Annotated in this window: 14 protein-coding genes; 13 read left to right on the plus strand and 1 reads right to left on the minus strand. The window is 72.7% G+C overall.

Going from position 1 to position 17372, the window contains the following annotated elements:
• The first annotated feature begins 248 nt into the window (after positions 1-248).
• On the plus strand, positions 249-1703 hold the full coding sequence (locus ACFVZW_RS14760) for a hypothetical protein (RefSeq protein WP_384520882.1): 1455 nt from the start codon (positions 249-251) through the stop codon (positions 1701-1703).
• Between the two features lie 71 nt (positions 1704-1774).
• Here ACFVZW_RS14760 and ACFVZW_RS14765 read toward each other — a convergent pair whose 3' ends face one another.
• Positions 1775-2887, minus strand: a complete 1113-nt coding sequence (locus tag ACFVZW_RS14765) for a LuxR C-terminal-related transcriptional regulator (protein WP_384520885.1) — start codon at positions 2885-2887, stop codon at positions 1775-1777.
• Between the two features lie 200 nt (positions 2888-3087).
• Between ACFVZW_RS14765 and ACFVZW_RS14770 the strand changes: the two genes are divergently transcribed.
• The 12 genes from ACFVZW_RS14770 (at position 3088) to ACFVZW_RS14825 (ending at position 17361) form a co-directional block, all read left to right on the plus strand.
• The gene (locus tag ACFVZW_RS14770; protein ID WP_384520887.1) at positions 3088-3303 is read left to right on the plus strand and encodes a hypothetical protein; all 216 of its coding nucleotides are present in this window, start codon (positions 3088-3090) and stop codon (positions 3301-3303) included.
• Positions 3304-3307: 4 nt separating this feature from the next.
• Positions 3308-4210 (plus strand): hypothetical protein, encoded by a 903-nt coding sequence (locus ACFVZW_RS14775; RefSeq protein ID WP_384520890.1) that lies wholly within the window; start codon positions 3308-3310, stop codon positions 4208-4210.
• A 175-nt stretch (positions 4211-4385) separates the two neighbouring features.
• Positions 4386-4892, plus strand: coding sequence for a cupin domain-containing protein (locus ACFVZW_RS14780; protein WP_384520893.1), 507 nt, complete (start codon positions 4386-4388; stop codon positions 4890-4892).
• Positions 4889-6481, plus strand: coding sequence for a class I tRNA ligase family protein (locus ACFVZW_RS14785; RefSeq protein ID WP_384520896.1), 1593 nt, complete (start codon positions 4889-4891; stop codon positions 6479-6481). Before ACFVZW_RS14780 ends, ACFVZW_RS14785 begins: the two co-directional genes overlap by 4 nt.
• Entirely contained in the window at positions 6474-8741 is a 2268-nt protein-coding gene (locus tag ACFVZW_RS14790; protein ID WP_384520899.1) for an FAD-dependent oxidoreductase, read from the plus strand. The genes ACFVZW_RS14785 and ACFVZW_RS14790 overlap by 8 nt, the downstream gene beginning before the upstream one ends.
• A 72-nt stretch (positions 8742-8813) precedes the next feature.
• Positions 8814-10064: an APC family permease gene (locus tag ACFVZW_RS14795; protein WP_384520902.1), complete on the plus strand. Its 1251-nt coding sequence runs from the start codon at positions 8814-8816 to the stop codon at positions 10062-10064.
• An 18-nt stretch (positions 10065-10082) separates the two neighbouring features.
• A complete protein-coding gene (locus tag ACFVZW_RS14800) occupies positions 10083-11399 on the plus strand; it encodes a lysine N(6)-hydroxylase/L-ornithine N(5)-oxygenase family protein (protein ID WP_384520905.1) in 1317 nt (438 codons plus the stop codon).
• Between the two features lie 89 nt (positions 11400-11488).
• On the plus strand, positions 11489-12199 hold the full coding sequence (locus ACFVZW_RS14805; RefSeq protein ID WP_384520908.1) for a pyridoxamine 5'-phosphate oxidase family protein: 711 nt from the start codon (positions 11489-11491) through the stop codon (positions 12197-12199).
• Complete coding sequence (locus ACFVZW_RS14810; RefSeq protein WP_384520911.1) at positions 12196-13617, plus strand: aspartate aminotransferase family protein; 1422 nt, start codon at positions 12196-12198, stop codon at positions 13615-13617. Before ACFVZW_RS14805 ends, ACFVZW_RS14810 begins: the two co-directional genes overlap by 4 nt.
• A gap of 238 nt (positions 13618-13855) precedes the next feature.
• The gene (locus ACFVZW_RS14815) at positions 13856-14893 is read left to right on the plus strand and encodes a helix-turn-helix transcriptional regulator (protein ID WP_384520914.1); all 1038 of its coding nucleotides are present in this window, start codon (positions 13856-13858) and stop codon (positions 14891-14893) included.
• Between the two features lie 108 nt (positions 14894-15001).
• Entirely contained in the window at positions 15002-15322 is a 321-nt protein-coding gene (locus tag ACFVZW_RS14820; RefSeq protein WP_384520917.1) for a hypothetical protein, read from the plus strand.
• A 194-nt stretch (positions 15323-15516) separates the two neighbouring features.
• The gene (locus tag ACFVZW_RS14825; protein ID WP_384520920.1) at positions 15517-17361 is read left to right on the plus strand and encodes an amino acid adenylation domain-containing protein; all 1845 of its coding nucleotides are present in this window, start codon (positions 15517-15519) and stop codon (positions 17359-17361) included.
• The last annotated feature ends 11 nt before the right edge of the window (positions 17362-17372 follow it).

Here is a 17372-nt window from a genome sequence, read left to right on the forward strand (position 1 = left end):
GTCTCTCGTGGTCTCCCCCGCGCCCCCCCCCCGCCGCCCCCCCCCCCCCCCGGGGGCGCCCCCCCCCCCCCCCCCCCCCCGCGCGCCCCCCGCGCCCCCCCCGGCCCGCCCCGTCGGCGTCTGTCGAGGGGAGGGTCCGTCAAGAAATGCCCAGGTCAAGCATCTTCACACGGCCATCACTCGAACGGTGGTCGAATGCGCCTACACTCCCGCGGGCCATGTGCATGGCAACTACACGGGAGGAAAGCGTGAAGAGGAGTCTCAAGGCGAGGGCGGTGTTGTCGATCACGGCGACGCTCGCCGCGTCGCTGCTGACGGCAGCACCCGCGCAGGCCGTCGATGATCCAGGCCTGGCGTTGAGCAACTTCGAGCTCCGACCGATCGGGAACCGGGCCGAACTGCAGGGCCGGGTCGACAAGCTCAACGCCGACCTGCCGAACATCGGCGTGAACTCGATCCTGAAGGCGGACGCCCGTCAGGGCACATGGAGTTCGGGCGTCTGCAACACGGCGGCCGTCGAGGCCGGGACGAAGCCGGAGAACTTCACCCGGTCGTTCTGCTTCGACGACGCCGACAACGGCAACGAGAACTCCGAGTGGTGGCCGCAGGGCGTGACCGGCGTCGCCGACGCCGACGAGGACCAGACCTGGGGCGATCCCGAGCCCGGGTGGGATCCCGCGGACCACAAGCCGATGATGGTCACCTGGTACAACAAGGACGACTGGAACGGCGACAAGAAGCCCGATGACGCGGACGCCGACGGGCTGAACACCGAACGCAAGGGCGTTCGCGTCTCCTTCATCGACTCCAGCACCGGGAAGTACGCCCACGTCCTGCTGGTATACCCGTTCATCAACGCCTCGGGCAACGCCAGTTACATGAGCGTGCGCACCTCGCAGCACTACTCGTCGAGTCAGTACAACTACGGCTCGCTGCACGCCGGCGGCATCGTCTGGTACGGCTACTACCTGTACGTGGCGGACACCAACCGCGGATTCCGCGTCTTCGACCTGCGCGACATCATCGACCTCGGGGCGCTGCCCGCCGACAAGTGGGGTACGTCCAAGAGCGCCATCGGCAGGCAGGACGGCGTCTACCACGCCCACGGATACCGCTACATCCTCCCGCAGAGCGACGGGTGGACCAACACCGCCTGCGACACGGTCGAGCCGCCGCCGGGCACGCCCTGCGACATGCAGGACAACGACAAGACGTGCGAGGCCAACGACGTCACGCCGAAGACCAGCTACGCCGGCCTCGACCGCAGTTCGAGCGTCCGTCACATCACCACCGGCGAGTGGTGCGAGAAGGCGCAGGTCACGGACGCGTACACCACCGGCAGGGTCATCCGTCGGCCGATGAACGCCAGCGGGGGAACGCCGAAACTGGACGGCAACGGATACTGGGCGGCCGACGAGGCCTACCGCATTCCCTTCAACGCGTCGTACACCGACAACGGCGGGATCCAGGGCGCCGCGGTCATCAACGGTACGTACTACCTCAGCCAGAGCCGGGGTTCGTCGAACGGCCGGTTGATCGTCGCCAGGCCCGACGCCGGCACGGGACGACTCGTCGAGACGTCCCCCCGCCGGGTGTCCGCGATCGGGGTCGAGGACCTCTCCGTCTGGCCCGGATCGCCGAACCAGCTCTGGACGGTCACCGAACATCCGGGCCGGCGCATGCTGTTCAGCGTCACTCCCTGACCGTACGACCTGGTGCGCAGCGCCCGGGAGGCTTCGGCCGGCTCGGGCGCTGCCCCGTTTCCCCGCCTTCGTCACTGGCCCGTCGGCTGCTCGCGTTCCTGCTGGGCCAGGAGGTAGCCGGCCTGGAAGCGGCTCTCGGCGCCCAGGGCCGCCATCACGTCGGCGACGTGGCGGCGGCAGCTGCGGACCGAGAGGCCCAGCCGGCGGGCGATCGCGGCGTCGGTCAGACCCTCCGTGAGGAGGCGGACGATCGTCTGCTTGAGTTCGTCGGAGATGTCCATGATGGTCTGGCGGTCCCATTCGGTCTCGAACGGGAGCGCCTCCAGCCAGAGGCGTTCGTACGCGCCGACCATGAACGAGACCACGTGCGGTTCACGGATCAGGACCGCCGCGTTCGGGTCGTCCGGGACCGGGATGACCGCCGTCGCACGGTCGAAGACCAGCATCCGCATGAACTCGTCGTCCAGGGTGCGCACCTGCGCGCCGAGCTTGCCGACCCGCTCGACATAGGCACAGGTGCCCGAGGAGAAGCGGGCGGTGTGCTGGTAGAGGATACGCATCCGGACGCCCCGGCGCAGGAGCTCCTCGTCGCGGGCGACCGCCTCTTCGAGGACCTCGGCGCGCCGGCCGCCGCCCGGCTGCGCCGTCATCACCTCGCGCTCGCAGGTGCGGCCCAGTTCGGTGATCGCCTCCCGGACCGCCCGGAGATCGGTGAGGACCTCCACGTACTCCGCCTGCCGGAGGTGTGTCAGCTGGGACAGATGCGTCTCGTAGAGCGGCATGAACGCCATCAGCTGCTCGCGCGTGCGCTCCATGTGCAGGCGCCTTGCCCGCATCTCGCGCTCCAGTGGCCCCAGGGTGCGCTGCACCGCCTCGTCCGGTGGCACCGGCAGGACCCCGCGCTCCGGCGTGCGGCGCAGCAGGCCCATGTCGAGCAGGGCCGACACCGCCGACTCCACGCGCGCCAGCGGCAGTTCCAGCTCCTCGGCCAGGTCCGCCGGTCGCGCGGGGAGGTCCGGATCGCGTCCGAGGATCGTCGTGTAGACCCGCGCCGGCGGATCGTCGGGCGCCAGGCCCTCCGGGAGGGCCTCCCCCAAAGGAGCGCCCATGAGGCCGACCGCGAAGCCGCCGCCAGGGCCGCTCGCGAGCCCCTCGGGCCTCTCGCTTCTGTCTGCTATCGCCACCTTTACCCCCGCTTGTGACAGCGTCCTGTTGCTGCCATGCAGCCTAATGAGCCATGCGGTCCACCCGATAGTCATGCAATCCCGGATACGTTCATCTCGCCGCCCACAAGGTCAAAGCTCACAGAGCTCGTGAAGCACGCGAGCCATGCAAAACCCTTGAAAAACTCGGACTTACTCATCGCGGAAGAGAGAGCAGACGAATGAAGCGGCGGATCCGCAACACCGTGTACGCCACCCTGATCACCGCCCTCGCGGGTCTGGCCACCGTCACCGGCACGCAGCTCGCCGCCGACGGCGGAGCCGGTGCCGGTACGGACGACACGGGTTGGGGCGCGGCGGTCGTCGGCGGCACCCACGACACCGGCTGGGGCGCTCCGGTCCCCGGCCCGGGAACGAACGACACCGGCTGGGGATGACCGCATGACGCTGCTCGACTGCACCCTGCGCACCAGCGGGCAGCTCACCGGCGGCGCGCCGTCACCGCAGCTGGTCGCCGACTACCTCGCGGTCTGCGCGCGGCTCGGCATCGACGTGATCGAGCTGGGGTACGTGCACGATCCCGCCGACCGGACGGCCGGCGCCCCGCTGCCCGACGTCCTCACCATCACCCGTACGGTCACCGGCGCCGAGCGGTACGGGCCGCGGTTCGCGGTCCTGGTCGACGCCGCCGAACTGCCCTCCGGGGACGGCCCCGCCGTGGCGGCGGCCGACCGGATCGCCGACCGGATCGCCGCCGTCCCACTCCCCGTCGGCCTGGTGCGCGTCGCCGTCCGCTACGACGAGGTGGCGCGCGCCGCCGCCCCGCTGGGACGGCTGCGCGACGCCGGGTTCGGCGTCTGTCTGCTCCTCACCGAGATCGACCTCGCCTCCTACCCCGAACTCGACCGCTGTCTCGCCGAGACGGCGGCGCTCGGACCGCTCGACGCCGTCTTCCTCGTCGACTCGCTCGGCTCGCTCCGCCCGGAGCGGGTCATCGAACTCGTCCAGTCCACCCGCGCCGCCGTGCCCGCCCCGGTCGGCATCCACGCCCACGACAACCAGGGGTTCGCCCTCCACAACACCGTGGTGGCCCGCAGCGCCGGCGCCACCTGGCAGGACGCCACCGTGCACGGGATCGGTCCGGGAGCGGGCATCACCCGCACCGAACAGCTCCTCGCCCTGCTCGGGGCCACTCCCGGCGATCTCGGTCCGCTCCTCGAACTCATCGCCACGTACTTCGCCCCGCTCAAGCGCCGGTACGGCTGGGGTGCCGGACCCCGCCAGGTGATGGCCGGCCTCGCCCGGATCCCGGTGACGGCGGTACGGGGGCTGGACGGGGACTGAGGGGCGCCGGCCCCGCCCCGTCTCGGCGGGACGTCCTCCGCGCCCAGCGTCGGAGGGACGCCCTCCCGCGCCCCGCGTCGGAGGGACGCCCTCCCGCGCCCCGCGTCGGAGGGACGCCCTCCCGCGCCCCGCATCGCCGTTGCCCGTCGCCTGCCGCATGCCTCAGGAGACCCGTATGCCCTTCACCGCACCCATCCCGCCCCCGGGAGTGCCGGCCGTCGCCGTCACCCCGTACGGCAGCGCCGACACCACCACCCAGCCCGCCCGGCGGGCAGACCGCTCAGGAGAGGCCATGGCCGACCGCAGCCCGAACCGCTTCCGTATCGACCGGAGTTACGCAGAGGAGGAGTTCGGCCTCGCCTGTCAGCGGCTCATTCCGTGGCCCGGCGGGGACGAGGAGCCCCCGGTCGGCGCCATGGCCTGCTTCCTGCGGCCCGGTGGCGACTCCGACCCCGACTGCCACGACCAGGACGAGGTCATGATCATCCTCTCCGGCGCCGGCAGCGTGACCCTCGACGGCACGCTCGAACCGCCGTTCCGCGCGGGCGACGTCGTCGTCCTGCCCCGCAACCAGGAGCACGTCGTCCACAACACCGGCGACGAGGAGCTCAGCTGGGTCTCCCTCTACTGGCCGCTGCGCGAGCCCGCCGTCCGTACCGAGAACGAGGAGGTCGCGGCGTGAGCGCGACGCACTGGATCACCGCCACCCCGCCCACGCCCAACGGCGACCTGCACATCGGACACCTCGCCGGGCCGTACCTCGCCGGTGACGTGCTGCGGCGCTACCTGGTGGCCGAGGGAACGGGGAGCGTCCGGTACACCACGGGCCTCGACGACCACCAGAGCTACGTTCCCGTCCGCGGCCTCAACGACGGCGGACGCAAGGGCGAGGAGGTCGCCGACGGCTACGGCGAGTCCATCGAGTCCGTCTGGCGACAGGCCGGCGCCGACTTCGACGCGATCGTCCGCCCGCGCCGTGACGTCGAGTACCGGTCGGTGGTACAGGAGTTCTTCCAGCGGCTGTACGACACCGGGCACATCGTCGCCCGTACGCGACCGCTGCCGTACTGCACCGGCTGCGAGCGCTGGCTGTACGAGGCGTACCTCAAGGGCGGCTGCCCGCACTGCGGCTCGGGCTCGAACGGCAACGCCTGCGAGCCGTGCGGTCGCCCCAACGACTGCGCGGACCTGATCGACCCGGTCTGCACCGGCTGCGGCGCCACCCCCGAACTCCGCGACTGCGAACGGCTCTACTTCCCCCTCGCCCCCTTCGAGGAGCAGCTCGCCGCCTTCTGGGCCGAGGTCGACATGCCCCCGCACCTGCGGTCGCTCTGCGAGTGGATGCGGGCCGAGGGGCTGCCGGAGATCGCCGTCAGCCACCCCTCCGAATGGGGCGTTCCGGTACCGGTCGCGGGCTTCACCGAGCAGCGGATCTACGTGTGGTTCGAGATGGCCCCCGGCTATCTGCTGGAGTGGACCGGCGCCGGGGAGACCGGGCCCGCACCGGCGCCCGTGCAGTTCTTCGGTTTCGACAACGGCTACTTCCACGCGCTGCTGTTCCCGGCGGCGTTCCGGGCGTACGACGCGGAGATCGCGCTGCCGAAGGCGTTCGTGGTCAACGAGTTCTACCGGCTCGAAGGGCTGAAGTTCTCCACGAGCCGGCGGCACGCCATCTGGGCGCACGAGGAGCTGGCCCGGACGAGCGCGGACGTGCTGCGCTACCACGTGCTGTCGGACCGGCCCAACGGGCGGCAGACCAGCTTCAGTTCGGCCGCCCTCGAGATCAGCCGGACGCGGCTCGCGGAGCGTTGGGACGGGTGGCTGGGCCGCCTGTTCGCCGCCGTCGCCGAGGACGGGGGCGTGGTCCCGTCGGAGGCGCCCCGCGGCGCTGCCTGGGAGCGGCTGCGCCGGCGACTGACGGAGACCGTCGGTCAGCTGCGGGAGGCGTACGGCGTCGAGGGGTACGACGCCCGGCGGGCGGTCGCGCTGCTCGACGAAGTCGTCGCGCTCGCGGAGGACTTCGGGTACGTGAACGGCTTCGAGGCGGAGCGGCCGGACGGCGCCTCGGCGTACCGCGCCGCGCTGGCCGCGCAGCTGGCCGTGGCCGCCGCGCTGTCGGCGTGGGCCGCGCCGGCGCTGCCGTACGGCTCGGCGCGACTGGCGGAACTGCTCGGCCTTCCGGCCGTACGCCCCGTGGACGCGGTGGCCCTGACCCCGCTGGTCCCGGGCGCGCCCCTGGCGGCCTGGCCGGGGACGGTCTTCGGTGGCTGAGACCGTGGAGGGCGTGGCCGGCGCCGGGGCTCCGTCCCCGGGTGCCGGGCCCGGTGATACCGGCGCCGCGTACCCGCGCTCCGGCGACCGGCCCGCCTCCGCCGAGTCAGCCGGAGCCGCGTCCGCCCCCGCCGAGTCCGCCTGTGTCGAGTCCTCGCTTCCGCGCGGCGCGGTCGTGGGCCCCTTCTCGGGGCCCCGGGCCGCGTGGGGCGAGCATCTGGAGCGGGCCGCGGCCCTGTACGGGGACGTCAACTGGGAGCTGTACGACGACCGGGGGGAGGCGGAGACGGCCCGGCAGATCGCCGAGGCCGTCGTCGCCGAAGGCCGGCACACGCTGGTGATCGGTCACTTCAACAGCGCCGGTGCGCGGGCCGCGCTTCCCGTCTACCGGTCCGGCGGCCTGCCGGTCCTCCTGCCGCTGGCCACGACACCGGACCTGCTCGCCGACTGCGGCGGCACGGTTCTGCGCTGGTGCCCCGACGACCGTGCCCAGGCGGCGGATCTGCTCGCGGCCGTCGGCACGGCCGGCCACACCCGGATCGCCGTCACGCACGACGGGACGGCGTACGGGGAGGGCCTGGCCCGCCTCGTACGGGACGCGGGGCAGCCCGCGGCCGCCGGCCTCCCGGCCGGGCCGGTCGTCTCGGACGGCAGCGGCCCGGCGACCGGTGCGCTGCCGGGTGCCGGGCCCTTGGCCACCGGCTTCCGCACATCTGCGGGAGCGCCGGACATCGTCTCCGCCCCGGGGGCCGACGCGGCCGCGCTCACCGCCCTCGTCGTGTGCGGGACCCATGGCGGGGCCGCGCGGGTCGGGCGGGAGTGGCGGGAGGCGGGGTTCGAGGGGGAGCTGTACTTCACCGACGACTGCGCGGTCGACGAGTTCTCCGGGCTTCTCGGGGACGCGAACCGGGGTGCTCGCGTGGCCCGGATGCGCGGAGGGCCGGAGGCCCACGTCATGGCCGCGTTCGCGGCGGCCACCGCGGCCCTCACCGAGAACCCCGAGCGGACCGGGCGGATCCTGCTCGCCGCCGTACGGGCCCATGCCGACCGGGCGTTCACCGCGCTCGGGGAGCCGGTGGAGGGGAGCGTGGGCTGGGACGTCGTACCCGTACCCGTTCCGTCGCGTACCTCGCCGTCCCCGGGCGGCGGGGGTCACCGCGGCCGGGCCTACGACGTGATCGTCGTCGGTGCCGGAGTCGTCGGTGCCGCGACCGCCGCGGTGCTCGCCCGGCAGGGCGCGCGGGTGGCGCTCGTCGCGCCGATGGACGGGCGCCGGGACCACGCCACCGCCTGGTCCGGTGGGCTCGTGCGGGCTTTCGAGGCCGATCCGTACCTGCGGGGGCTCGCCCTCCGCAGCCACCAGCTGGCCTGGGGGCCCGTGGCCCTCGTGCCGGGACCCTACGGCTTCGTGCCGACCGGGTCGCTCGTGCTGTGCGGCGAGACCGACCTGGACCAGGCCGAGAAGGGCGTCGCCGAGCTCAACGGCGCCGGGGTGCCGGCGGAGTTGCTGGAGCCGGGGGTGGTCAGGGAACGCTTCCCGGGCCTCGCGGTGGACGGGGTGAGCGCCGCGGTGTGGGAGCCGGAGGGCGGCTACGCCGATCCGCCGCGCACCGCGCGCGTGTACCGCGACCGGGCCCTGGCCCACGGCGCGCGGCTGCTGCCCGCCCGCGTGCGGGAGCTGGTCGCACCGCCCGGGGCCGACCGGGTGCGGGTCCTGCTGGAGCCGGGCGGGCCCGTCGAGGCCCTGGCCGTCGTCCTGGCGGCCGGCAGCGGCACCGGCGCGATCGCCGGGCACCGGCTGAGCGGCTCGGACGCGGGGCGTACGAAGAGCATTCGGTACGGCTTCTTCCACCACCCGGACACGGCCGGACTGCCGACCGTCGTCGACATGGTGACCGGTGTCTGGGGGCGGCCCCAGGTCACCGGGGAGGCGGCGGGCGGGTACATGGCGGGGCGACCCGTCGACGAGTGGGACGTACCCGCGGGCGGCGAGGACACGCTCACCGACGAGCAGGTGGCGTACATCCGCCAAGGGGCGGCCACGCGCTGGCCCTGGCTCGCGGACCCGGCGACCCGCTTCCTCGGCGGCCGGCAGGGCGTCGACCTGTACACCCCGCACTCCCTGCCGCACCTCGGCCGGGAACGGCCCGACAGCCGCATCGTGCCGGCCACCGGCTGGTCCGGCGCCGGCTTCAAGACGGCCCCGGCAGCGGCCGAACTCGCGGCGGCGGAAGCCCTGGACGTCCTGTCGACCAGCTGACCCCGCCTGACGGGCCCGGCGCTCCTGATGCCGGGTCCGTCCCCGACCCCCACCCCACCGGAGGTGACACCCATGACGGATCTCATGCCCCGCCCCGCGCCCCCCGGCGGGGAAGCGGCCCCGAAGAAGCTCGGCGTTCGGGCGCTCGTCGTCTTCTACGTCAGCAGCCTCGTCGGGACCGGCATCCTGCTCGTCCCCGGGCTGACCGAGCGGCAGGCAGGGCCCGCCTCCGTGCTGGCCTGGCTGGCGCTCGCGGTCTGTTCCTACCCGTTCGCTCGGTTCTTCGCTGAGATGTCCGCCTGGCGGCCCGACGCCGCCGGGCTCGCCGCGATGGTGACCGCCGGGCTCGGGCGGCGGCCGGGGCGGGCCGCCGCGTTGCTGCTGGTGGCCACGTACGTCATCGGCAACCCCGTCATGGGCATCGTCTCCGCCCGCTGTCTGCTCGGCCTGATCGGGCAGCCGGACGGGCCCGTGTATCCGATCGCCATGGGCTTCATGGCCCTCTCCGCCGCGTTCACCCTCCTCGGGCTCACCGCCGGCGCGCGCGTGCAGGCCGCCTCGCTCGTCGTGCTGCTGCTCGGGCTCGGCGGGGCCGTGGCGGTCGCCGCGCCGCGGTTCGACGCGGGGGAGTACACGCCGTTCCTGACGAACGGCTGGGACGGCGTCGGCATCGCCGTCGTCACCGCGTTCTTCTCCTTCCTCGGCTGGGAGAACGTCTCCACCCTCGCCGAACAGGTCGACGACCCCGCCCGCAGCTACCGCCGTGCCATCCGCTGGGCCGTGCCCGTCGTCGGGCTCCTCTACGCAGCCGTCACCGCCGCCTATCTGGCCGTCCCCGGCGACGAACCCGTCGTCATCACCGCCCTGCTGGGCGCCTCCCTCGGCGAGGCCGGCGCCGTCGCCGGCGATCTGCTCGCCCTCGGCCTCGCGGTCGTCGCCACGAACGCCTGGGTCCTCGGCGCCACCCGCGTGGTCCGGGCCGCCGCCCGCGACCGCATCCTGCCGCGCGCCCTGGCCGACCGGCCCGTGCCGGCCACCGTCGCCCTGACCCTCGCCTACACGGCCGTCCTCGGCGCCCTGACCCTCACCGGCACCGGCGAGGAGCTCGTCCTCATCGTCACCAGCAGCGCCTTCCTGCTGCTGTACGTCGCGGCGGCCGCCGCCGCCCTCCGGGCCCGCGGCACCGGACGCGCCCTGCGCACCACCGCCGTCGTGACCCTGGTCATCGCCGCCGTCTTCCTCTCCTTCGCCGGAACGGGGCTCCTGCTCGCCCTGCTCCTCGCCGCCGGCTGCGCCGCCCTCACCGCCCGCACGACTTCCTGAGAACCGAAAGGCACCACCATGAACGCGACCACTCCCGTCTACGACGTCGTCGGTGTCGGCTTCGGCCCCGCCAACCTCGCCCTGGCCATCGCCATCGAGGAGTACAACGAGCAGGCCGCGCCCGACGAGAAGCTCACCGCCGTCTTCCTGGAGAAGCAGCCGTCCTTCGGCTGGCACCGCGGCATGCTGATCCCGGACGCCACGATGCAGGTCTCGTTCCTCAAGGACCTGGCCACGATGCGCAATCCGACGAGCCGCTTCGGCTTCGTGCCGTACCTCCACGACCGCGGCCGACTGGTCGACTTCATCAACCACAAGGCGCTCTTCCCCACCCGCGAGGAGTTCCACGACTACCTCCAGTGGGCCGCCAACGGCGTGGACCACATGGTCCGTTACGGCCTTGAGGTGACCGGCATCCGCGCCGCCACCCAGGCGGGCCCGGTCGTCGAGGTCGACGTCGCCGCCCGCGAGGAGGCCGAGGCGATCACCTACCGGGCCCGTAACCTGGTTCTCGGCACCGGACTCGTCCCCCGCCTCCCCGAGGGCGTCGAATCCTCCGAACGCCTCTGGCACAGCAGCGAGTTCCTGCACCGCCTCGCCGCGCTGCCCACCGAGAACCCGCGCCGCTTCGTGGTCGCGGGCGCCGGACAGAGCGCCGCCGAGATCGCCGACCACCTCCACCGTACGTACGAGAACGCCGAGGTCGTCGCCGTCCACACGCGCTACGGCTACAGCCCCGCCGACGACAGCCCCTACGCGAACCGCATCTTCGACCCCGAGGCCGTCGACCTCTACCACGGCGCCGACCCGGACGGCCGGAGCAAGCTGATGGCCTACCACCGCAACACCAACTACGGCGTGGTGGACATGAACCTCATCGAGGAGCTCTACCGCCGCTCCTACCAGGAGAAGGTCCGCGGAGAGCGGCGCCTGCGCATCATGGGCGCCTCGCAGCTGACGTCGGTCGAGGCCGACGCCGCGGAGGTCCGCGTCCGGGTGCGCAACCTCGCGACCGGCGAGACCGAGGCGCTCACCGCCGACGCCGTCGTCTACGCCACCGGCTACACGGAGCCCGACCCGGCCCGCCTCCTCGGCGAACTGAACGCGGCCTGCGAGCGCGACGAGGAAGGCCGGCTGCGCGTGCACCGGGACTACCGCGTGGTGACGGGTCCGGAGCTGGAGGCCGGCGTCTATCTGATGGGCGGCACCGAGCACAGCCACGGCATCACGGCGAACCTCCTGTCGATGGCCGCCGTGCGGGCGGGCGAGATCTGCGACTCCCTCGCGACCGGCCGCCGTTCCGACAGGCGGGCGCCGGTGGCGGCCCGCGGCTGAAGCCCGTAGAACCCGGGAAGTACTCCACCGCGCGTCCCGCGCCCAGGACCCATCGCCGTCCGCCACGACGGCCGTACGAAGAGGACACCATGAGCACCGCCGCCGAAAAGGTACCCGCGCCGGACGAACTGGCCGCCACCGAGCGGACCCGGCTGCGCCGGATGCGCCACAAGGGCAGCCACCGGCGCGCCGATCTGGAGGCGGTGCTCGCCGCCGGCTTCCTCTGCCACCTCGGCGTCACCGTCGACGGGACCACGATGGTGGTGCCCACCGCGTACGGCACCGACGGCGACCGGCTCTATCTGCACGGTTCGGTCGCGAGCCGCAGCCTGGTCCAGGCGCCCGACGCCACCGTCTGCGTCACCGTGACGCACGTCGACGGCCTGGTGCTCGCCCGCTCCGTCTTCGAGCACGGCGTCAACTACCGCTGCGCGATGATCTACGGCGTCCCGCGGCTCGTCACCGACCCGGAGGAGAAGCTGCGGGGGCTGCGCGCGCTCACCGAGCAGTGCGCGCCGGGGCAGTGGGAGTACGCCCGGCAGCCCAGCCGCAAGGAGCTCGCGGCGACCGCGCTGGTGGCGCTCGACCTCGTCGAGGCCTCGGTGAAGATCGCCACAGGCCCGCCGGACGACGGGGAGAGCGAGGACGCCGCACTGGGGCTGTGGGCGGGGGTGCTGCCGGTCGTCACCACGTTCGGGGAGCCGGTCGCCGATCCCGTCCTGCCGGCCGGCATCGACCTGCCGGCGCACATCGCGGACCGCGCGGGCCGTGTCCTGACCGGGGAGGCGGCGCAGGCATGACGCGCACGAACACCGACGCGGGGACGGCCGGCCGCGCCCCGCGACGCTCCGACGCCGACGCGCGGGCCGCCGGCCGCGCCCCGCGCACGAACGCCGACGCGCGGGCCGCCGATCACGCTCATGTCTTCCACTCCTGGTCCGCGCAGGCCCAGACCGAGCCGATGCCGGTGGCCGGTGCCTCCGGTGCCTACTTCTGGGACCACGAGGGCAACCGCTACCTCGACTTCTCCTCCCAGCTCGTCTACACCAACATCGGCCACCAGCACCCCCGGGTCGTCGCCGCGATCCAGGAGCAGGCGGGGCAGCTGTGCACCGTCGCCCCGAGCTTCGCCGTCGACATCCGCTCCGAAGCGGCCCGGTTGATCGCCGAGCACACCCCCGGCGACCTCGACAGGATCTTCTTCACCACGGGCGGCGCGGAGGCGGTCGAGCACGCGGTACGGATGGCCCGGCTGCACACCGGCCGGCACAAGGTCCTGTCCGCGTACCGCTCGTACCACGGCGCCACCTCCACCGCGATCCATCTGACCGGCGACCCGCGCCGCTGGCCCTCGGACACGGGCGCCGCCGGGGTCGTCCACTTCTGGGGTCCGTACGCCTACCGCTCGTCCTTCCACGCGACGGACGAGCGGCAGGAGTGCGAGCGGGCCCTGCGCCACCTGGAGGAGACGATCGTCGGCGAGGGGCCCGGCACGATCGCGGCGGTCCTCCTCGAACCGGTGGTCGGCACGGCGGGGGTGCTCGTGCCCCCGGACGGCTATCTCGCGGGGGTGCGGGCGCTGTGCGACCGGTACGGCATCGTCTTCGTCCTGGACGAGGTGATGGTCGGCTTCGGGCGTACGGGACGCTGGTTCGCCGCCGACCACTGGGGCGTGGTCCCGGATCTGCTCACCTTCGCCAAGGGGGTGAACTCCGGTTACGTACCGCTGGGCGGGGTCGCGATCGGCGAGAGGATCGCCGCGACCTTCGCGGACCGGCCCTACCCCGGCGGTCTGACCTACTCCGGGCATCCGCTGGCCTGTGCGGCGGCGGTGGCCACCATCGAGACCATGCGCGCCGAGCGCGTCGTCGAGCACGCGGCGGATCTCGGCGCGCGTGTCCTCGGCCCGGGATTGCGTGAACTCGCCAATCGGCACCCCAGTATCGGTGAAGTTCGCGGCCTCGGTGCCTTCTGGGCGCTGGAGTTGGTCGCCGACCGCACCACGCGCGAGCCGCTCGTCCCCTACGCGGCCACCGGCGAGGCGGCCGCGCCGATGGGGCGGGTCGCCGGGGCCTGCAAGGAGCGCGGGCTGTGGCCCTTCATCCACATGAACCGCATCCACGTCGCCCCGCCCTGCAACCTGACGGAGTCGGAGGCAAAGGAGGGGCTCGCGATTCTCGACGAGGCGCTGGAGGTCGCCGACGCGGAGGCGCGGTGATCAGGGCGGGACCTGGTCAGCTTTGTTCGCTCTTCATCTTTTGCCGGTGTTTCCCAGAAGTCGGCGTCTGAAACCCTCAATTGATCCGGTGCCCATTCCTGCTGTCGTCCTGTACCGTCACAGACTCATAAGGGTGGGTGCCCTGATCTCCGTACCGGAATCGACCGTCCGGCGCCGAATGATTCGGGGCGATTAAAGGATTCGATCGCGAATCGACCCGTTGAGTGAGGAGGGGGCAGTGGGGGGCTTCGCCGAGCCGTGCCGTGGGACGCGTCCGGGCACGGACTTCTCGTCGTTGGCGGCGCTGATCGGGCAGGACGAGACCTGCGTCGACGTCTACCGCCTGGTGATCAGCGAGCCGCGCTGGGGGCTCACGGAGATCGCCGGAGAGCTCCATGTGGAAGAAGCCGCGGTCCGGGGGTGTCTGGACAAGCTCGCCGAGCTCTCCATGCTCTATCCCACCAAGGACGCCACGGATGTCGCCCCCATCAGTCCCGAAGTCGGTCTCGCCGCCCACATTCACCGCAGGGAAACCGAAATCCACTCCCAGCAGCTGGAGTTGGCCGCGATGCGGGCGGCGACCGCCGAACTGACCGCGATCTACGCCTCGCAGCGGGGGCGGCACAACAACGTCGGTCTGGAGCAGCTCGAAGGGGTCAACGAGGTGCGGGCCCGGCTTTCGGAGCTGGCCCGGCATGCGACCACCGAGATCCTCGCCTTCATGCCCGGCGGCGCGCAGAGCCCCGAGGCACTGGAGGCCAGCCGGCCGCTCGACGAGCAGACGCTGGCGGCCGGGGTGAGGCTGCGGACGATCTATCTGGACAGCGTGCGCAACGACCGGGCGACCACCGAGTACGCCCGGTGGCTCGCCGAACTCGGCGGCGAGATCCGCACGATGCCGTCGCTGCCCCTGCGCATGCTGATCGCCGACCGGTCGGTGGCGCTGCTGCCGGTCAGCCCCGAGGACACCCGGGCGGGCGCGGTCATCCTGCGCGCGCCGGGTGTGGTGACCGCGCTGCTCGCGCTGTTCGAGATGGTCTGGGAGCGGGCGACCCCGCTGCACGGCCGCTCGCGGCCGGTCGCCGACGCGCCCTCGGAGCAGGAGATCGAGCTGCTCAGACTGTTGCAGAAGGGGCATACGGACGAGGTGGCGGCCCGCAAGCTCGGCCTCTCCCTGCGGACGACCCGGCGCATGATGTCGGGCATCTCGCACCGCCTCGGCGCCCGCAGCCGCTTCGAGACCGGGGTCCTCGCGGAACGAGCCGGCTGGCTCTGAGTGCGCGGCCGGGTCGGCCGAGGGCCCGGTGGGCCCTTTGGTGCCATGGCAGGAAGATGCCCGGACGTTATCGACGTGCGGTGCGAAGCGGCTGGGATTCTCTCTGCCATGTACGCCATCCATCTCGAGGTCCCGCGGATCGATCCCGGTGAGCTGGCCAGAGCGGTGTCCCAGGTCTCCAGCTGTCAGGTGGAGCACGTCTATCGGCCCAGACTGCCGGAGCCGGAGCAGCGCTCCGTCGTGTTCGTCTCCGCCGGCTCCGCGCCCGAGGCCGGCACGGGCGTCCTCGCCGCCGTCCGGTTCCTGCTGCGGCCCCCGGTCGGCCGGGTGCGGGTCGAGCTGAGAGTGCCCCGCGCGGGCCGGGACGTCGGGCTCTGCCACGGCGTCGTGTCCGTCGTGCCCGCCGTCGACGACCACCGCCGTCGCTGACCCTGGCCACTTGCAGCCACTGCACCTTGGTGCCACGGGATTCCCTTGAAGGGCCCGGCCGTCGGCTGACACATTCATCAGGGCGAGGGCGGCCGGAATAGCCGCCGAAAAGCCGGGCGCGCCGAAACGTCGAGAATTCCGAAATCTCCGCTCCATGACTGGGAAAGGCTCCACGTCTAATGAATCCTGGTGCGATGTCCAGCGAATCGCTCGACGATTCGCTCACCCTGCACGAGAACTTCGAGCGGATCGCCGCGCGGTTCCCTGAGTCGGTGGCGGTCACCGACGGCCGGACACGGCTGACGTACCGCGAACTCGACGCGCGTGCCACGACGTTGGCCCAGGTCCTGCGTGGGGCCGGCGTCGGGCGGGACCAGCGCGTCGGACTCTGCCTGGAGCGCGGTGCGGATCTCGTCGTCGGCCTCATCGGCATCCTCAAGGCGGGCGCGGGCTACGTCCCGGTCGACCCCGCCTACCCCGCCGAGCGACGGGACTTCGTCCTCGACAGCTGCGACGCGCCCGTCGTCGTCGCGAGCACGGCCACCGCCCCGCTGGTCGACGGCCGCACCCCGGTCCTCGTGGACGCGCTGCCCGAGAGCGTCGCCGACACCCCCGCCGGGCACGAGGGCGCGAACGCGTCGAGCCTGGCGTACACGATCTTCACCTCCGGCTCCTCCGGCGAGCCCAAGGGCGTCCTGGTCGAACACCGCAACGCGGTCCGGCTCTTCACCGCCACGGCGCCCGTCTTCGGCTTCGACGAGACCGACGTCTGGTCGAACTTCCACTCCGCCGCCTTCGACTTCTCCGTCTGGGAGATCTGGGGCGCCCTGCTCCACGGCGGCCGCCTGGTCGTCGTCGACAACGAGACCGCCCGCGACCCGCAGGCGCTCCACGGGCTGCTGCGCCGCGAGCGCGTGACGGTCCTCAACCAGACGCCGTCCGCCTTCCGCAACCTCATGAACGCCATGGCCGCCGACACGGAGCCCGGCTCGCTCAGCCTGCGGTACGTCGTCTTCGGCGGCGAGAAGCTGGACTACCGCGCCCTCACGCCGTGGACCGACCGGCACGGCCTGGACGCGCCGGTGCTCGTCAACATGTACGGCATCACCGAGACCACCGTGCACGTCACCTGGAAGCGGATCTCGGCCGCCGACCTGACCGCCGAACCGGCCGTCGAGGGCCTCAGCCCGATCGGCGAGGCCATCCCCGACCTGCGGATCGACATCCGCGACGAGGACGGCACCTCCCTCCCGGTCGGCACGGAGGGCGTCATCCACGTCTCCGGCGCCGGTGTCGCCCGCGGCTATCTGAACCACCCCGAGCTGACCGCGGAGCGCTTCTCCGAGCGCACCGAGGCCGACGGCACGACCGTGCGCTGGTACGACTCCGGCGACCGCGGTGTGCAGACCGCCCCCGGGGAGTTCGCCTACGCCGGCCGCGCCGACCGCCAGCTGAAGATCCGCGGCTACCGGATCGAGCCCGGCGAGATCGAGGCCGTGGTGAAGAAGCACCCGGCCGTCCGGGACGCCGTCGTCCTGGCCGCCGACTTCGGCTCCGGAGAGCCGCGGCTGGTCGCGTTCCCGGTGACGTCCGCCGCACCGGAGCAGCTGACGGCGGAGCTCAAGGCGGCCGTCGCCACCGCGCTGCCCGCCTACATGGCCCCCTCCGCCTATCTGCCCCTCGACGAGCTCCCGGTCACCGTGAACGGCAAGCTCGACGAGAGCGTGCTGCGCAAGCGCCTGGAGCTCAAGCTCGCCGAGGCGGCCAAGGGATCCATCACCGAAGACCCCGCCGGGAAGGGCGCCTCCGTCGAGGAGATCCTGCGCGGGATCTGGGCCGAGGTCCTCGGCACCGACGACATCGCCGACACCGACGAGTTCTTCGACCTCGGCGGAACGTCCTTCTCGCTGATCCACATGCTGAGCGTCGTCAACGACCGCTTCTCGCTCTCCCTGAACGTCGGCACGCTCGCCGAAGGCGCGAACATCGGCGCACTCGCCGCGGCCGTCAAGAACCAGCTCGCCCTCATCTCCCAGTAGGAGCGCCGGAC

Source organism: Streptomyces sp. NPDC059567, assembly GCF_042735655.1.
In the GTDB taxonomy this organism is placed as follows: Bacteria; Actinomycetota; Actinomycetes; order Streptomycetales; family Streptomycetaceae; genus Streptomyces.